The organism is Mesorhizobium carmichaelinearum, assembly GCF_900199455.1.
In the GTDB taxonomy this organism is placed as follows: domain Bacteria; phylum Pseudomonadota; class Alphaproteobacteria; order Rhizobiales; family Rhizobiaceae; genus Mesorhizobium; species Mesorhizobium carmichaelinearum.
Genome location: NZ_FZQR01000029.1, coordinates 24026 through 38345, shown reverse-complemented (window position 1 = coordinate 38345; position 14320 = coordinate 24026). Strand labels below are relative to the sequence as shown.

Genomic DNA, 14320 nt, shown 5'->3' with positions numbered 1-14320 from the left:
TTTTTTGATTCCTAGCTGCCCTGGGTGAGGAAAAGCACAAGCCAGACCATCAGGCCCAGCGCCAGAAGCAGGCCGAGTATCCGGCCAATGCGCGTGCCCCAGACTTCGATCGGATCCGCGCGGTCAGCGTCGGCGGCGGCGACATGGTCGCGCACGCCTTTCGTCGTCCGTGCCACGAAGGAGGTGCCGGCCGGATCGGTCTCTTGCGCGACGCGCTCGAGGATGCGGCGTGATTCCCTGTCGCTGTCCTGGCGCCCTGCCATGATGATGTCCCGTTTTGACCGGACCTTATCGCGTTCGCGCGGCCAATCACAGGGCCTTGCGAGAGGACGGTAGATGCCGGGCCTGCTCCGGGGACCGAGGCCGTTTTCTTGCGCGCTGATTGTGGTAATGCTTCGCATGCAACTTCTACCGAGGGACCCCATCATGCTTGCCCAGCGCCTTGCTCGACCATCGACATTCCGCTCGCTGCCCGCCTTCCTGATGATGGCAATCGTGCTGCCGCTGCTTGCCGGCTGCGGCTACAACACGATCCCGACGGCGGAGGAAAACGCCAAGGCGGCCTGGAGCGAGGTGCTGAACCAGTATCAGCGCCGCGCCGACCTCATCCCCAATCTGGTCGAGACGGTCAAGGGCTACGCCTCGCATGAAAAGGACACGCTCGACGCGGTGGTCGAGGCGCGCGCCAAGGCGACGCAGATCACGGTGACGCCGGAAACGCTGAAGGATCCCGAAGCCCTCAAGAAATTCCAGGATGCCCAGGCCGGACTGACCAGCGCGCTGTCGCGGCTGATCGCGGTGTCGGAGGCCTATCCCGACCTCAAGGCCAACCAGAATTTTCTCGCGCTGCAGGCGCAGCTCGAGGGCACCGAGAACCGCATCGCAGTCGCGCGGCGCGACTACATCCAGGCGGTCAGGGACTATAATCTGACGCTGAAGACCTTCCCGTCGGTGCTGTGGGCGACCTTCTGGTTCCGCAGCAACGAACCCTTCGCCAATTTCACAGTCGACGAAGACAAGATGCAGCCGCCGAAGGTCGATTTCGGCACGAAGCAGGGCGGGTGACAGCCGGGGCCAACCGTCGTGATCTCGTGGGCCGATGAGGGACGGCGCCTGGGTCGCCTTGTCGCTGTTGCGCTGTTCGTCCTGGCACTTCCGTTCGCGGCCCTCGCCGCCGATCTCCCCGCCCTCACCGGCCGCGTCGTCGACAATGCCGGCATCATCGATGCCGGGACCAGGGCGGCGCTGACGCAGAAACTCGCCGCCTTCGAGACAAAGGGTTCCGACCAGATCGTCGTCGCCACCATCCCCAGCCTCGGCGGCGAGGAAATCGAGCCCTACGCCAACCGGCTGTTCCGCTTCTGGAAGCTTGGCCAGGCCAAGGAGAACAATGGCGTGTTGCTGCTGGTCGCGCCGAACGACCGCAAGATGCGCATCGAGGTCGGTTATGGGCTGGAAGGCACGCTGACCGATTTGCACACCAAGCTGATCATCGAGAACGACATGGTGCCGGCGTTCCGGGCCGGCGATTTTTCCGGCGGCATCTCCAAGGCCGTCGACGACATGATCATGGTGCTGGAAGGCAATCCGGAAGAACTGGTGGCGCGCGGCGAACGCAACCAGCAGCCACCCATCAACACCGACAATCTGTTCTTCGCGGTGTTCATCGGCATCTGGGCGATCATCTTCTTCGGCAGCATGGCCGCCTCGATCCTGCCGCCGATCTTCGGCCAGAAGCTCGGACCCGGCCGCTATCGCTGGCTCGGCATGACCTTCGAGCCCGGCCGACGCTCCTCAAGTGGTGGCTGGTCATCCGGGAGTTCCGGCGGTGGCTGGTCTTCAGGTGGCGGCGGTGGTGGCTTTTCCGGCGGCGGCGGTTCGTCCGGCGGCGGCGGCTCCTCGGGAAGCTGGTGACGGCATGACGACACGCACCATCAGCCCTTTGAGGCCCGGCCATTTCAACCCGGCAACCCATGCGCTCCTGGGCACGCTGGCACTGCTTTTGTCCTGCTTCGCGGTTTTCGCTGCCGAGTTGCCGGCGCTGACCAGCCGCGTCGTCGACAATGCCGGGATCATCGATGCCGGCACCAAGGCGGCGCTGACGCAAAAACTCGCCGATTTCGAGAAAAAGGGCTCCGACCAGATCGTCGTGGCGACCATCCCCAGCCTCGACGGCGAGGAGATCGAGCCCTACGCCAACCGGCTGTTCCGCTTCTGGAAGCTCGGCCAGGCCGGCGAGAACAACGGCGTGCTTTTGCTGGTGGCCAAGAACGACCGCAAGATGCGCATCGAGGTCGGCTATGGGCTGGAAGGCACGCTGACCGACCTGCACACCAAGCTGATCATCGAGAACGACATGGTGCCGGCCTTCCGCGCCGGCAATTTCTCCGGCGGCATCAGCAAGGCCGTCGACGACATGGTGATGGTGCTGGAGGGCAATCCCGAAGAGCTGGAAGCGCGCGGCAAGCGCAATCCCGCCGACAGCAGCACCCCCATGGACCCGATCGTTACGATTTTCCTGATCCTGTGGGCGACGATGTTCTTCGGCGGCCTGGCGATGGCGTTCCTGCCGCCGATGTTCGGCACCAAGCTGTCGCCGGGCGTATACAAATGGCTGGGCATGACGTTTCGGTACGGCCGGGGGCCAAGCGGATCGTCCTCGGGCTCCAGCAGCTGGACATCGGGCTCGTCAAGCAGCGGCTGGTCGTCGGGAAGCTCCGGCAGCAGCTGGTCGTCCGGGTCGAGCAGCAGCGGCGGCGGGTTTTCGGGCGGTGGCGGCTCGTCCGGTGGTGGCGGTTCTTCAGGAAGCTGGTGAGACAATGGCAACACGACCGATCAGTCCAGAAGATCACGAACGCATCGCCGATGCGATCCGTGCCGCGGAAACCAAAACCGACGGCGAGATTTACTGCGTCGTCGCGCATGCCAGCGACGGCTATTTCGCGCCGGCCGCCTTGATGGCGACGCTTGGCATGCTGGTCGTCAGCCTCGCCGTCGCCTATGGGCTGGAAGCGTGGTGGCTCACTATCCGCCTGCCGCATTTCGTCATCGCGCAATTGTTGGCGATGGCCTGCGTATTGGCCCTGTTGTGGGCGGTCCCGGGCCTGCGCATCCATATGGTGCCGCGACGGCTGCGCTATCAGGCGGCGCACGCCAATGCGATCAAGCAGTTCCTCGCCCGCAACGTCCACCGCACCACGGCGCGCACCGGCGTGCTGGTCTTCGTCTCAATCGCCGAGCGCTACGCCGAAGTGGTCGCCGATTCGGGCATCGACGCCAAGGTCGGCCAGCATGTCTGGGACGGCGTGGTGCGTGACCTGACGGCGCACGCCGGCGACGACCGGCTTGCCGACGGTTTCGTCAAGGCGATCGAGCAGGTGGGTGCGGTGCTGGCCGAGCATTTCCCGGTCACCTCAGGCGATACCAACGAGCTGGACGACCATCTGGTCGAAATCTGAAAAGCCCGCCTGCAAACACTACTCAGCCGGACGCCTGACGCGGCTTTCTGCGCTTCCGATGCTATCGGACCTGAAAGTCCACTGCGCTTCGGTTCTCGAAGGCCACGCCATCCGTCTCGGCTGAGCGCGTTTTCAGACGGGCTTTGCCCGATGTCAGCAATGTCAGGATCGGCTGTGAGAAAGCAGCCAGCGGGCCGCCCGGACTCTTGCAATCGGGCGACGCGGGTTTATGGTTAACAAATCATGAATACGCTGACGATCGATATCCGCAAAGCCGACCCGCGCGATGCTGGCGCCATTGCCGAGGTGCATCTGGAAGCCTGGCGCGGCGCCTATTCCGGCATCATTCCGCATCGCACGCTGACGTCGATGATCAACCGTCGTGGCGCCGACTGGTGGGCGAATGCGATTCGCCGCGCCGCCACCGTGCTGGTGGTCGAAATCGGCGGCACCATCGCCGGCTATGCGACGATCGGCAAGAACCGCGCCCGGGAACTCAAGCAGCAAGGCGAGATCTACGAATTGTACCTGCGCCCGGAATATCAGGGCATCGGTCTCGGCCGGCGGCTGTTTTCGGCGGCCAGGGCGCGGCTTGCCGACCATGGCCTGAAAGGCATGGTGGTGTGGGCGCTGGAAGACAATCAGAACGCGCTGGCCTTCTATGCCGGAGCCGGCGGCCGCGATGTCGCCGAGGGTGTCGAGATCTTCGAGCAGAAAGCGCTGAAGAAGGTCGCCTTCGTCTGGGAATGACAGCCGGGGATGATCGCGGAGGCCAAAGCCGATACGCCGCGCCCATCCCAGTGAAATCACGACGCTGAAACATCTTGTGCCGATGATTGAACGGGTCGGGTGGCATCGCGTCTCACCTGACGTCCGCGAATACGATTCGCCGCATTGCGCCATTCTGCGCCGCCCGCTATCTCCTCCCCAACCGAGAGAGGGACAAAACCATGCGCATAGAAGCCATAGCCATCGGAAAGAATCCGCCTGAGGACATCAACGTCATCATCGAAGTGCCGATCGGCGGCGAGCCGATCAAATACGAGATGGACAAGGAGGCCGGCACGCTGTTCGTCGACCGCTTCCTGCACACCTCGATGCGCTACCCCGGCAATTACGGCTTCGTGCCGCACACGCTGTCGGGCGATGGCGATCCGATCGACGTTTTGGTCTGCAACACGCGCGCGCTGGTGCCGGGCTGCGTCATCAATGTCAGGCCGATCGGCGTGCTGGTGATGGAAGATAATGCCGGCCAGGACGAGAAGGTCATCGCCGTGCCGTCGCCCAAGCTGACCCTGCGCTACGAGAACGTCACCGAATACACGCATTTGCCCGAAATCACCCGCCAGCAGGTGCAGCACTTCTTCGAGCACTACAAGGATCTCGAACCCGGCAAATGGGTCAAGATCGAAGGCTGGCATGATTCCAAATATGCCAAGAAGATGATCGTCGACGCGATCGAACGGGCGAAGAAGAGCAAGTAGTCCGAGCTGTCAGTTATCCACCCGGCCGAAGGGCGGCACATTGCCGATGACGGTGTGCCTGTCCTTGCCGCAGGCGAAGGTTCGCGCCTTCTCGTCGGCGAGTTTTCGCGCCTGATCGTTGGCTTGCGGGTTGCCGGTGGCCTGGACAAGACCGACCGTGCAGCTTTCTCGCGCATCCATCTGGCCGACCTTGGCAACGAGCAGCACGTCGGTCGATTTGTTCTCGTCGTCGCCATTGCTGATCGTGCGGCGGTGGATGACCGCGAAGGGCACGGCCTTGTCGCCATTGGTTTCAATGCGCCATTCGACCTTGGCTCCGGACGAATTGAAGCCCGAAAAACTCTCCCAGACGGACGTCATGTCGCCACCGGGCGGAAAACCGTAGAACAGCGATTCACGGGCGTCGTCATAAGCGATCAGCACGGGATAGCCGCGATAGCCCGAACAGGCGAGATCGGCCCAGTCGCCATCGCCTTCTCCGGCCTGTGCGTAGGTCACGCAATCCTTCTTCGAGTCGAGGTCGGTGTAGGCGCTGGAAATGTCGCCGGCGTGAGCTGCCTGGCAGAGACCGGCAAGGGCAAGCGGGATCAGAATGGCACGCATGGCGGACACCTCCGGTTCGGCCGGAGCAACGTACCGCCAATCGCTATTTCTTCAAGCTCGCTTCGATCAGCAGATCGGCGTTGCGGGCCACCGACTTGGCAGGACCGCCGAGGCCGAACAACTGGCCGCTGATATAGGCGCCCTCGATCAGGAGCAGCAGCCCGTCGCCGAGCGTGTCGGCGTCCTCAGCGCCCATCGCGGCGGCCATGGCGCGCAAGCGGCGGCGCAGTTCCTGCTTGTTGTTCTCGCTGACGACACGCGCCGGATGGCCATGCTCGGGATATTCCACCGCCGCATTGGTCATGCCGCAGCCGCGATAGTCCGGTTTTTGCGTGCGCTTGCCGACGCGGGTCAGGAAGGCGCCGATCTGCGCGCGCGGGTCGCCGGGATGGGCGTCGACCGCCTCGTCGAAGCGCTCCCAGAATTCGTGGTCGTATTGCCGGAGGTAGGAAGCGGCCAATTCGTCCTTGGAGGGAAAGCTGCGATAGAGGCTGGGCTTGGTGACGCCGGCGCGTTTGACGATCTCGTCGACGCCGATCGCCCTGATACCGCGCCGGTAGAACAGGTCATACGCCACGTCGAGGATCTTCTTGGCCGCCTTCGGCGGCGTCGATGCATGATCGTCGCTGATGGTCAGTTCAATATTTTTGTCAGTTGGCATCATGGAACTCGATTGACAGTGTTACCGATCGGTACGTATACAGGCTCCCATCTTGCAACGTACCGGTCAGTAACATGATAGCTCAGTCCCGTCCCTTTGGCCAGCGCTACGCTTTCGTCGTGGTCGGCGTCATCTTTCTCTGCCTGCTGGTCGCGGCGGGGCTTCGCTCCGCACCCTCGGTCATGATGTTGCCGCTGGAAAACAGTTTTGGCTGGCGGCGCGACGTCATCTCGCTGGCCGCCGGCGTCGGCATCCTGCTTTATGGTCTGACCGGTCCGTTCGCCGCCGCGCTGATGGAGCGGATCGGGCTGCGCCGCACGCTGATCGGATCGCTGGTCGTGATGTCGGGCTCGACCGCTCTCAGCCTGCTGATGACCAAGCCCTGGCATCTCTTCATCACCTGGGGTGTCTTCTCCGGCATTGGCTCGGGGGCTGTCGCCAGCGTTCTCGGCGCCACCATCGTCAATCGCTGGTTCAAGACCAATCGCGGTCTCGTCATGGGTCTGATGTCGGCCTCCAGCGCGTCGGGCATGCTGGTGTTCCTGCCGCTGATCGCCGCGTTGGCGCAATCGGGTGGCTGGCAGCCGGTTGCCGTTGCGGTCGCGGTCGCCACAGCTGCTATGATACCGCTGGTCTGGCTGCTGGTGCCGGAGCGGCCGGCCTCGATCGGCATGGTGCGCTATGGCGCCGAGGTCGATGACGTGCCGCCGACATCGCCGGCCTCGCAAGGCAATTTCCTGGCGCATACGCTCAACACGCTGCGCCGCGCCGCCGGCACGCGGGTGTTCTGGTACCTGTTCGCCACCTTCTTCGTCTGTGGCTTCACCACCAACGGTCTGGTCGGCACCCATCTCATCGCCTTCTGCGGCGACATGGGCATCGGCGAGGTGCAGGCCGCCGGCCTGCTATCGATGATGGGCATTTTCGACCTGATTGGCACGACGCTGTCGGGCTGGCTCACCGACCGTTTCGATCCACGCAAGCTGCTCGGCGTCTACTACGCCATTCGCGGCCTTTCGCTGATCTACCTGCCCTATTCCGGCTTCTCGGCAACCAGCCTGATCATCTTCGCCGTGCTCTACGGCCTCGACTGGATCGCCACCGTGCCGCCGACACTGCGGCTCGCCAATGAAGCCTTCGGCGACCGCAGCGGACCGATCGTGTTCGGCTGGATCGTCGCCGGCCATCAGGTCGGGGCTGCCACCGCCGCAGCCTTCGGCGGCACCATGCGCGAGCTGCAGGGCAATTACGAACTGGCCTTCCTGATCGCCGGCATGACGGCGATCGCGGCTGCCTGTATCTCGCTGCTGATCAACACCAGCCGGCCGGCCCTCGGAACCACAGCCGGCTTGAGAAGCAGGTCTCCCCCTCCGTGGGGGAGGCCTGTCCACTGTTATAAAAACTTCATGGTTCCGAGATGCGGCTGAAACATTGAGGCCGGACCTTGATGGCGACGTTCAAAGCCATCCAGGAGACAGCCATGAACAAGCTTTCCATGACCCGCCGCGCCTTCGTCACATCCGCAAGTGCTGCCGGTCTGCTTGGCGCCTCGGGTCTCGCGCTGCCCTACTATTCCCGCGCCAGCCAGCGTCCGGCCTTCACCCATGGCGTCCAGTCCGGCGATGTCGATGCCGCCAGCGGCATGGTGTGGACGCGCACGGATCGTCCGGCGCGCGTCATGTTCGAGGTCTCGTCGACGGAAAGCTTTGCCAATGCGACGCGTCTGGCGCCGCTCGATACCTCGCCTGCCAGCGACTACACGGTGAAGCGGCTGCTCACCGATCTCGCCTCCGATCAGGACATCTTCTACCGCATGGTCGCCGCCGATCTCTCCGACATCAATGCCGTCTCAGAGCCGATCATCGGCCGTTTCCGCACCGCGCCGTCGTCGAAGCGCGATGTCAAGTTCGCCTGGTCGGGCGACACCGCCGGCCAGGGCTGGGGTATCGACGAGACCGGCATGAAAACCTACGCCACCATCGCCAAGCACACGCCGGACTTCTTCCTGCATTCGGGTGACACCATCTATGCCGACGGTGCCATGAAGGACGAGGTCGACCTGCCCGGCGGCGGCAAGTGGAAGAACGTCGTGCTCATCGACGGCAAACGCAAGGTTGCCGAGACGCTGGACGAATACCGCGACCAGTGGAAGTACAACATGATGGACAAGAACGTGCTGGAACTCAGCGCCATCTGCCCGACCTTCTACCAGTGGGACGACCACGAGGTGCTCAACAACTGGTCGGACTCGAAGGACCTTAGCAAGGACGACCGCTACAAGGAAAAATCCATCCACGTGCTGGCGGCGCGGGCGGCGCGCGCCTTCCACGAGATGACCACCATCCGTTACGAGCCGGCGGAACCGGGCCGGGTCTATCGCAAGATCTCGCACGGGCCGCTGCTCGACGTCTTCTTCCTCGACATGCGCTCCTATCGCGGCCCGAACGGCGCGAACCTGCAGGAAACCCTCACACCGCAGTCGCGCATGATCGGCGAGGAGCAGTCGAAGTGGCTGAAGCGGGAACTGGCCAACTCCAAGGCGACCTGGAAGATCATCGCCGCCGACATGCCGCTCAGCCTCGTGGTCTGGGACGACGCGGCGAAGAAGGTCGGCTTCGAAGCCGTCAGCAACAACGACAACGGCAAGCCGAAGGGCCGCGAGATGGAATTCGCCGACGTGCTGCGCTTCATCAAGACTGCCGGCGTCACCAACACGGTGTGGCTCACCGCCGACGTGCACTATACGGCCGCGCACTACTACAACCCAGACAAGGCGCAGTTCCAGGATTTCAATCCCTTCTGGGAATTCGTCTCCGGCCCGATCCACGCCGGCACCTTCGGCCCCAACGATCTCGACATGACCTTCGGTCCGGAGCTGAAGTTCATCAAGGCGCCGACCGCCGAGCAGGGCCAGAACTTGCCGCCGTCGGCCGGCCTGCAGTTCTTCGGCCTTGTCGATATCTCAGGCGCGACCGAGCAGCTCACAGTGCGGCTGATGGATCGCGACGACCACGAACTCTACAAGGTCACACTCGATCCGGTACGATCGGCGTAAGCGCCCGCAATCATCAGTCCGGGTAGCAGACCATCGGAATGTTTGGCCACACGGCGCTGTCGCAGTTGGCGCTGGCTTGTCTCTGCTTGAAGGCGGTGCTGACCGGTCCCGTCACCATCGGGTCAACGCCATCCGGCGCATCGGCAAAGGCCTGTTCGGCGGTCTGGGTGTCGGACTGCGCGACGGCGCGCGCGCCCTTCTGCGTTGCGGCAGCCGACTGCGCGGCATTGGCCGCCAGCAGCAAGGCAAAGGCCACCGAAGCGATGAGTGGCCAAAAACGGTTGAGTTTATCGGTCATGATGGTCGAACTGCCCGGGCCCTGAATGGTTCCCGCCTTGGTTAACAAAATCATCTCACACGCAGATGCTTAAGATTTGATGAGTATTTGGTGTCGCGCTTCCCCTTTCGCAACTGCGAAAAACCCTGTATGAGCCGCGCAACCGAAAGAGGCAGCGCCTTTGGCCTGCTGCCTGCAACGCTTCCGAGACCCAGAACATGAAACTCCGTAATATCGCGATCATCGCGCACGTCGACCATGGAAAGACCACCCTTGTCGACCAGCTTTTGAAGCAGTCCGGCTCCTTCCGCGACAATCAGCGCGTCGCCGAGCGCGCCATGGATTCCAACGACCTCGAAAAGGAACGCGGCATCACCATCCTGGCCAAGGCGACCTCGGTCGACTGGAAGGATACCCGCATCAACATCGTCGACACGCCCGGCCACGCCGATTTCGGCGGCGAGGTCGAGCGCATCCTGTCGATGGTGGATTCGGCCATCGTGCTGGTGGATGCCGCCGAGGGCCCGATGCCGCAGACCAAATTCGTCGTCGGCAAGGCGCTCAAGGTCGGGCTGAAGCCGATCGTCGTCATCAACAAGATCGATCGCCCGGACGCTAGGCATGTCGAGGTCGTCAACGAGGTGTTCGACCTGTTTGCCGCGCTCGACGCCACCGATGAGCAGCTCGACTTCCCGATCCTCTACGGTTCGGGCCGCGATGGCTGGGTCTCCGAGAATCCGGAAGGCCCGAAGGACCAGCAGCTGGCGCCGCTGTTCGATCTCGTCATCAAGCATGTGCCGGCGCCGACCGTTCATCCTGGCCCGTTCCGTATGATCGGCACCATCCTGGAAGCCAACCCCTTCCTCGGCCGCATCATCACCGGCCGTATCGAATCCGGCACGCTGAAGGCCAACCAGGCGGTCAAGGTGCTGCACCATGACGGCACCCAGATCGAAACCGGCCGCATCTCGAAGATCCTGGCTTTCCGTGGCCTCGAGCGCCAGCCGATCGAAGAAGCCCAGGCGGGTGACATCGTCGCCATCGCCGGCCTGTCGAAAGGCACCGTCGCCGACACATTCTGCGATCTGGCGGTGACCGAGGCGCTGCACGCGCAGCCGATCGATCCGCCGACCGTGACCATGTCCTTCCTCGTCAATGACAGCCCGCTCGCCGGCACCGAAGGCGACAAGGTGACCAGCCGCGTTATCCGCGACCGCCTGCTGCGCGAGGCCGAAGGCAATGTCGCGCTGAAGATCGAGGAATCGCCCGACAAGGATTCGTTCTTCGTTTCCGGCCGCGGCGAATTGCAGCTCGCCGTGCTGATCGAGACGATGCGCCGCGAAGGCTTTGAAATCGCCGTGTCGCGTCCGCGCGTCGTCATGCAGAAGGGCGAGAACGGCGAATTGCTGGAACCCGTCGAGGAAGTCGTCATCGACGTCGACGAGGAACATGCCGGCGTCGTCGTGCAGAAGATGTCGGAGCGCAAGGCCGAGATGGTCGAACTGCGCCCCTCTGGCGGCAACCGCCAGCGCATCGTCTTCCACGCGCCGACGCGCGGCCTGATCGGCTACCAGTCGGAACTTCTGACCGACACGCGCGGTACCGCCGTGATGAACCGGCTGTTCCATGCCTACGAGCCCTACAAGGGCGAACTGCCGGGCCGCACCAACGGCGTGCTGATCTCCAACGAGCAGGGCGAATCGGTCGCCTACGCCATGTGGAACCTGGAAGATCGCGGCCCGATGGTCATCGACCCGGGCGTCAAGGTCTACCAGGGCATGATCATCGGCATCCATTCCAGGGACAACGACCTCGAAGTGAACGTGCTGAAGGGCAAGAAGCTGACCAACATCCGCGCCGCCGGCAAGGACGAGGCGGTCAAGCTCACCCCGCCGATCCGCATGACGCTGGAGCGCGCGCTGGCCTGGATCCAGGACGACGAGCTGGTCGAGGTGACGCCGAAGACCATCCGGCTGCGCAAGCTCTATCTCGATCCGAACGAGCGCAAGCGTTTCGAGAAGTCTGCCAAGGCGGTCGGCGCGGCGTAATTTTTCTTCCGACGATTCTCTGAAAGGGGCGGAGCATCCGGTGCTCCGCCCCTTTCTCGTTCATCCACCGGCCGCGCCGATGATTGCTTGGTGATCCGGCTCGCCGGCCAGGTCGATCCGGACCGTCATTCCCTGGCGGGCCGGTTTGCGCAAGGCTTTGGCGCCGTCCGGATCGACGACCAGCCGGCGCCGTTCCCCAAGCGTTTGAAGCCGCGAGCGCGAGATGCCGAGTTCATTGGCAAGCAAGCGGTCGAGCCGGAGCGATGTCGGCATTTCCATCCCAAGCAGGAGTTCCAGGGCCGCTGCGTTGTCCCTGGCGCCGCCGAGCAATCGCTTGTGCACGGCGACATCGGGAAACTCCTCGACACGCCCCACCTGGCTGCGCAAGGCGCCGGTGTCGAAGGCATGGCGCCGCGCCAGCCCCGGATCGTTGCTTTCGAGTGCCTGCAGCAGCGCCGGCTCGATGTCGCGGCGGTTGCAGCGTTCGAAGATGCCGAAATTCCAGGAATTGTCGCAGTCGACGCAGCGGTAGATCAGCCAGACGTCGATGCGCTTGCCGTTGGCGTTGACGCGGAATTTGCCGCTGCAACGATAGGCCTTCACGCCGCCGCAGCGATTGCAGTTGATCAGCGGTTGAGGTGCGATTTGGGGGGCGATCGCCCAGTGGATGCGCAGAGTAGAAGACATGCCGATAAGCCCTTCCCGTCGGGAAGTTCATCAGGTCGGCACGATCGAGATGCCCATGCGGGCGCGGCGTGGCGGTAGGCTGCGGAGATGGTGAAGTCAGGTGTCGCTGGCGGAAAGCGCGCGACAGTGGTTCAGCAGTGCCAAACCGGTCTCGAAGCGCCGCCCAGAGGAACACATAAACATGAAACAGGCACCGCGGATGCGGCGCCATCAGGTGTGTCGGGGGAGTTGACGAGACCGGCGGTTACTGAGGCAAAGTGAAGCTCAAGATTGTTTCGCGGCGGGTCTTCTAGCCGTAGCCAATGAGGACTGCAAGGGTGCTATTGGCTTCCAACGTGTCTGGAGACGACCAATTGTCGAGGCGACGGGCAGGAGCGACCGCCGACGGCGACGACGATCGGTGCATGTGACATGTCCAGCGCGAAATTACCGTCGGTTCCAGCCACTTGTGATCACCCTTCTGATGACGCTGGTGCCCAAGGGGGGTATGCTCTCTATGTCTTCAATGGTTCGCAAGACCGAATAGTGATCGATCCTTTCGGAGTAACGTCCTGATTTTATTCCAGATCCGTAGAATACCGTGAATATATGATTCTCTGTACGGTAGTCGTCTTCATCGAAAGTCACTATCAGAAGGCTGTTGTTTTTCTTCGACCAGGCGGCATAACCACCAAGGTGAGTTTTCAACCAGGTGTCAGCCGTCTTTATTGTGCCATCATGCATGTCATTTTCGAGATTGGGGATCACGAAACTGACGGATGGTAGCTTCGCGTAGTCGCGAGGGAGGTGGGCAAGAGACTTCTCAAATCCCTTCGCGTCGGCAAACGATTCCCAAGGATTATGTTTTCGCGGTGATCCGGCTTCGACGTAGCCCGTAAATGTCTTGCCGTGAGTCCGAAGACGAGCGGCCAGGTTCGGCGCGGCAAAGCCGTGCATGCCGTCATCGTGGACGCCTTGTGTCAGGCCGCTAAACAGCGCGAAGTAATTGGGTTGGCTGGGGTGAGCAACCCCGTAGGATCGATCGAACAGCGCACCACCTCTTGCCAACTTATGCAAATAGGGAGCAGCTCGTCCCGCCAGAGAAATCTGTTCAAAGGTGTGGTTCTCCATGATCACGACAACGACGTGATCATATTTCGGCGGCTTCCTCGACGATGCTACGGCCTGCAGCGCTCCGCTCAGCGCCATGCTGGCTACCAGGACAGCCAGTATGGAGAACTGTCGAACGACTGTGCGCCAACTTTGCACAACCATGAAAACTCCTCCTCCCGCCTGCTCGGCACGATCAACCTGACTGCAAGTCAGGCATGGCAGTCAAGGGCATGGCCGAACGCGGAGCCGGTCTGGGATCTGCTGGCGCCGACGTTGCAAGCGGTGATGTCGATCGTATATCGTCCGCCCTTCAACCGCTTGGAAGGCAGTGCCATGCACCTCACCTCGCTCCTGATCTTCGCCGCCGCCTTGTTTGTTGCCGCCGGTTCGCCCGGCCCGTCGATCGCGGCCCTCGTCGCGCGCGTCATCGCGAAGGGCTTTCGCGATGTGTTTCCGTTCCTGCTCGCCATGTGGATCGGCGAGGGCATCTGGCTGTCGCTGGCGGTGTTCGGACTGGCCGTGGTGGCGCAGACCTTCCACTTTGCCTTTGTCGTGGTGAAATGGGCCGGCGTCGCCTATCTCGCTTACCTTGCCTGGAAGATGTGGACGGCGCCTGTCGATGCCAAAGAGGGCGAGATGCCACGCGAGGATTCGGCGATAAAACTGTTCTTCGCCGGCATGGCTGTCACACTCGGCAACCCCAAGATCATGATGTTCTACCTGGCGCTGCTGCCGACCATCATCGACCTCGCTTCGGTCAGCATCGTCGGCTGGGTCGAACTGACGGCGACGATGGCGGTGGTTTTGATCGCCATCGATCTCGCCTGGGTGCTCGCCGCCTCGCAGGCGCGCAAGCTCTTAAAAAGCAAGCGCGCCATGAAGATCGCCAACCGCGTCAGCGCCACGACCATGGCCGGTGCCGCGGCGGCGATCGCGGCACGGTCCTGAGGCGAGG

17 protein-coding genes are annotated in these 14320 nt (G+C 62.9%); 10 read left to right on the top strand and 7 right to left on the bottom strand.

What is annotated here, in order from left to right; all coding sequences use genetic code 11:
* Positions 1 to 11: 11 nt before the first annotated feature.
* Complete coding sequence (locus CKW40_RS35270; RefSeq protein WP_095204322.1) at positions 12 to 263, bottom strand: hypothetical protein; 252 nt, start codon at positions 261 to 263, stop codon at positions 12 to 14.
* 163 nt (positions 264 to 426) lie between these two features.
* Here CKW40_RS35270 and CKW40_RS35265 point away from each other — a divergent pair, with 163 nt between their 5' ends.
* The 6 genes from CKW40_RS35265 (at position 427) to ppa (ending at position 4942) form a co-directional block, all read left to right on the top strand.
* A complete protein-coding gene (locus CKW40_RS35265) occupies positions 427 to 1065 on the top strand; it encodes a LemA family protein (RefSeq protein WP_095204321.1) in 639 nt (212 codons plus the stop codon).
* A gap of 48 nt (positions 1066 to 1113) precedes the next feature.
* Entirely contained in the window at positions 1114 to 1914 is an 801-nt protein-coding gene (locus CKW40_RS35260; protein ID WP_439331026.1) for a TPM domain-containing protein, read from the top strand.
* A gap of 4 nt (positions 1915 to 1918) precedes the next feature.
* A complete protein-coding gene (locus CKW40_RS35255; RefSeq protein ID WP_095204320.1) occupies positions 1919 to 2815 on the top strand; it encodes a TPM domain-containing protein in 897 nt (298 codons plus the stop codon).
* Between the two features lie 4 nt (positions 2816 to 2819).
* Positions 2820 to 3458, top strand: a complete 639-nt coding sequence (locus CKW40_RS35250; RefSeq protein WP_095204319.1) for a TPM domain-containing protein — start codon at positions 2820 to 2822, stop codon at positions 3456 to 3458.
* 243 nt (positions 3459 to 3701) lie between these two features.
* Entirely contained in the window at positions 3702 to 4208 is a 507-nt protein-coding gene (locus CKW40_RS35245) for a GNAT family N-acetyltransferase (protein WP_010912199.1), read from the top strand.
* Positions 4209 to 4408: 200 nt separating this feature from the next.
* A complete protein-coding gene (ppa, locus tag CKW40_RS35240) occupies positions 4409 to 4942 on the top strand; it encodes an inorganic diphosphatase (protein WP_095204318.1) in 534 nt (177 codons plus the stop codon).
* Between the two features lie 9 nt (positions 4943 to 4951).
* On the opposite strand, the gene CKW40_RS35235 is transcribed toward ppa, so the two are convergent.
* Both CKW40_RS35235 and CKW40_RS35230 read right to left on the bottom strand, forming a co-directional pair.
* Entirely contained in the window at positions 4952 to 5545 is a 594-nt protein-coding gene (locus CKW40_RS35235; RefSeq protein WP_095204352.1) for a hypothetical protein, read from the bottom strand.
* Between the two features lie 43 nt (positions 5546 to 5588).
* Positions 5589 to 6206: a TetR/AcrR family transcriptional regulator gene (locus CKW40_RS35230; protein ID WP_095204351.1), complete on the bottom strand. Its 618-nt coding sequence runs from the start codon at positions 6204 to 6206 to the stop codon at positions 5589 to 5591.
* A 74-nt stretch (positions 6207 to 6280) separates the two neighbouring features.
* Between CKW40_RS35230 and CKW40_RS35225 the strand changes: the two genes are divergently transcribed.
* Together CKW40_RS35225 and CKW40_RS35220 are read left to right on the top strand one after the other, a co-directional pair.
* A complete protein-coding gene (locus CKW40_RS35225) occupies positions 6281 to 7633 on the top strand; it encodes an MFS transporter (protein WP_244571408.1) in 1353 nt (450 codons plus the stop codon).
* A 53-nt stretch (positions 7634 to 7686) separates the two neighbouring features.
* Complete coding sequence (locus CKW40_RS35220) at positions 7687 to 9261, top strand: alkaline phosphatase D family protein (RefSeq protein WP_095204350.1); 1575 nt, start codon at positions 7687 to 7689, stop codon at positions 9259 to 9261.
* Positions 9262 to 9274: 13 nt separating this feature from the next.
* Here CKW40_RS35220 and CKW40_RS35215 read toward each other — a convergent pair whose 3' ends face one another.
* A complete protein-coding gene (locus tag CKW40_RS35215; RefSeq protein WP_244571407.1) occupies positions 9275 to 9559 on the bottom strand; it encodes a hypothetical protein in 285 nt (94 codons plus the stop codon).
* Between the two features lie 197 nt (positions 9560 to 9756).
* Here CKW40_RS35215 and typA point away from each other — a divergent pair, with 197 nt between their 5' ends.
* A complete protein-coding gene (gene typA, locus CKW40_RS35210) occupies positions 9757 to 11586 on the top strand; it encodes a translational GTPase TypA (RefSeq protein WP_095204316.1) in 1830 nt (609 codons plus the stop codon).
* A 60-nt stretch (positions 11587 to 11646) separates the two neighbouring features.
* On the opposite strand, the gene CKW40_RS35205 is transcribed toward typA, so the two are convergent.
* The 3 genes from CKW40_RS35205 to CKW40_RS45470 form a co-directional block, all read right to left on the bottom strand.
* Complete coding sequence (locus tag CKW40_RS35205; RefSeq protein ID WP_095204315.1) at positions 11647 to 12273, bottom strand: DUF1062 domain-containing protein; 627 nt, start codon at positions 12271 to 12273, stop codon at positions 11647 to 11649.
* Positions 12274 to 12699: 426 nt separating this feature from the next.
* A complete protein-coding gene (locus CKW40_RS35200) occupies positions 12700 to 13527 on the bottom strand; it encodes an alkaline phosphatase family protein (protein WP_244571406.1) in 828 nt (275 codons plus the stop codon).
* 47 nt (positions 13528 to 13574) lie between these two features.
* Entirely contained in the window at positions 13575 to 13700 is a 126-nt protein-coding gene (locus CKW40_RS45470) for a hypothetical protein (RefSeq protein WP_280175420.1), read from the bottom strand.
* Between CKW40_RS45470 and CKW40_RS35195 the strand changes: the two genes are divergently transcribed.
* Positions 13699 to 14313: a LysE family translocator gene (locus tag CKW40_RS35195; RefSeq protein ID WP_095204348.1), complete on the top strand. Its 615-nt coding sequence runs from the start codon at positions 13699 to 13701 to the stop codon at positions 14311 to 14313. The genes CKW40_RS45470 and CKW40_RS35195 overlap by 2 nt on opposite strands.
* The last annotated feature ends 7 nt before the right edge of the window (positions 14314 to 14320 follow it).

Bases quoted from the DNA above. Each gene is read 5' to 3' on its own strand.
- CKW40_RS35270 (WP_095204322.1), bottom strand. From the start codon at position 263: ATGGCAGGGCGCCAGGACAGCGACAGGGAATCACGCCGCATCCTCGAG.
- CKW40_RS35265 (WP_095204321.1), top strand. From the start codon at position 427: ATGCTTGCCCAGCGCCTTGCTCGACCATCGACATTCCGCTCGCTGCCC.
- CKW40_RS35255 (WP_095204320.1), top strand. From the start codon at position 1,919: ATGACGACACGCACCATCAGCCCTTTGAGGCCCGGCCATTTCAACCCG.
- CKW40_RS35250 (WP_095204319.1), top strand. From the start codon at position 2,820: ATGGCAACACGACCGATCAGTCCAGAAGATCACGAACGCATCGCCGAT.
- CKW40_RS35245 (WP_010912199.1), top strand. From the start codon at position 3,702: ATGAATACGCTGACGATCGATATCCGCAAAGCCGACCCGCGCGATGCT.
- ppa (WP_095204318.1), top strand. From the start codon at position 4,409: ATGCGCATAGAAGCCATAGCCATCGGAAAGAATCCGCCTGAGGACATC.
- CKW40_RS35235 (WP_095204352.1), bottom strand. From the start codon at position 5,545: ATGCGTGCCATTCTGATCCCGCTTGCCCTTGCCGGTCTCTGCCAGGCA.
- CKW40_RS35230 (WP_095204351.1), bottom strand. From the start codon at position 6,206: ATGCCAACTGACAAAAATATTGAACTGACCATCAGCGACGATCATGCA.
- CKW40_RS35225 (WP_244571408.1), top strand. From the start codon at position 6,281: ATGATAGCTCAGTCCCGTCCCTTTGGCCAGCGCTACGCTTTCGTCGTG.
- CKW40_RS35220 (WP_095204350.1), top strand. From the start codon at position 7,687: ATGAACAAGCTTTCCATGACCCGCCGCGCCTTCGTCACATCCGCAAGT.
- CKW40_RS35215 (WP_244571407.1), bottom strand. From the start codon at position 9,559: ATGACCGATAAACTCAACCGTTTTTGGCCACTCATCGCTTCGGTGGCC.
- typA (WP_095204316.1), top strand. From the start codon at position 9,757: ATGAAACTCCGTAATATCGCGATCATCGCGCACGTCGACCATGGAAAG.
- CKW40_RS35205 (WP_095204315.1), bottom strand. From the start codon at position 12,273: ATGTCTTCTACTCTGCGCATCCACTGGGCGATCGCCCCCCAAATCGCA.
- CKW40_RS35200 (WP_244571406.1), bottom strand. From the start codon at position 13,527: ATGGTTGTGCAAAGTTGGCGCACAGTCGTTCGACAGTTCTCCATACTG.
- CKW40_RS35195 (WP_095204348.1), top strand. From the start codon at position 13,699: ATGCACCTCACCTCGCTCCTGATCTTCGCCGCCGCCTTGTTTGTTGCC.
- CKW40_RS45470 (WP_280175420.1), bottom strand. From the start codon at position 13,700: ATGGCACTGCCTTCCAAGCGGTTGAAGGGCGGACGATATACGATCGAC.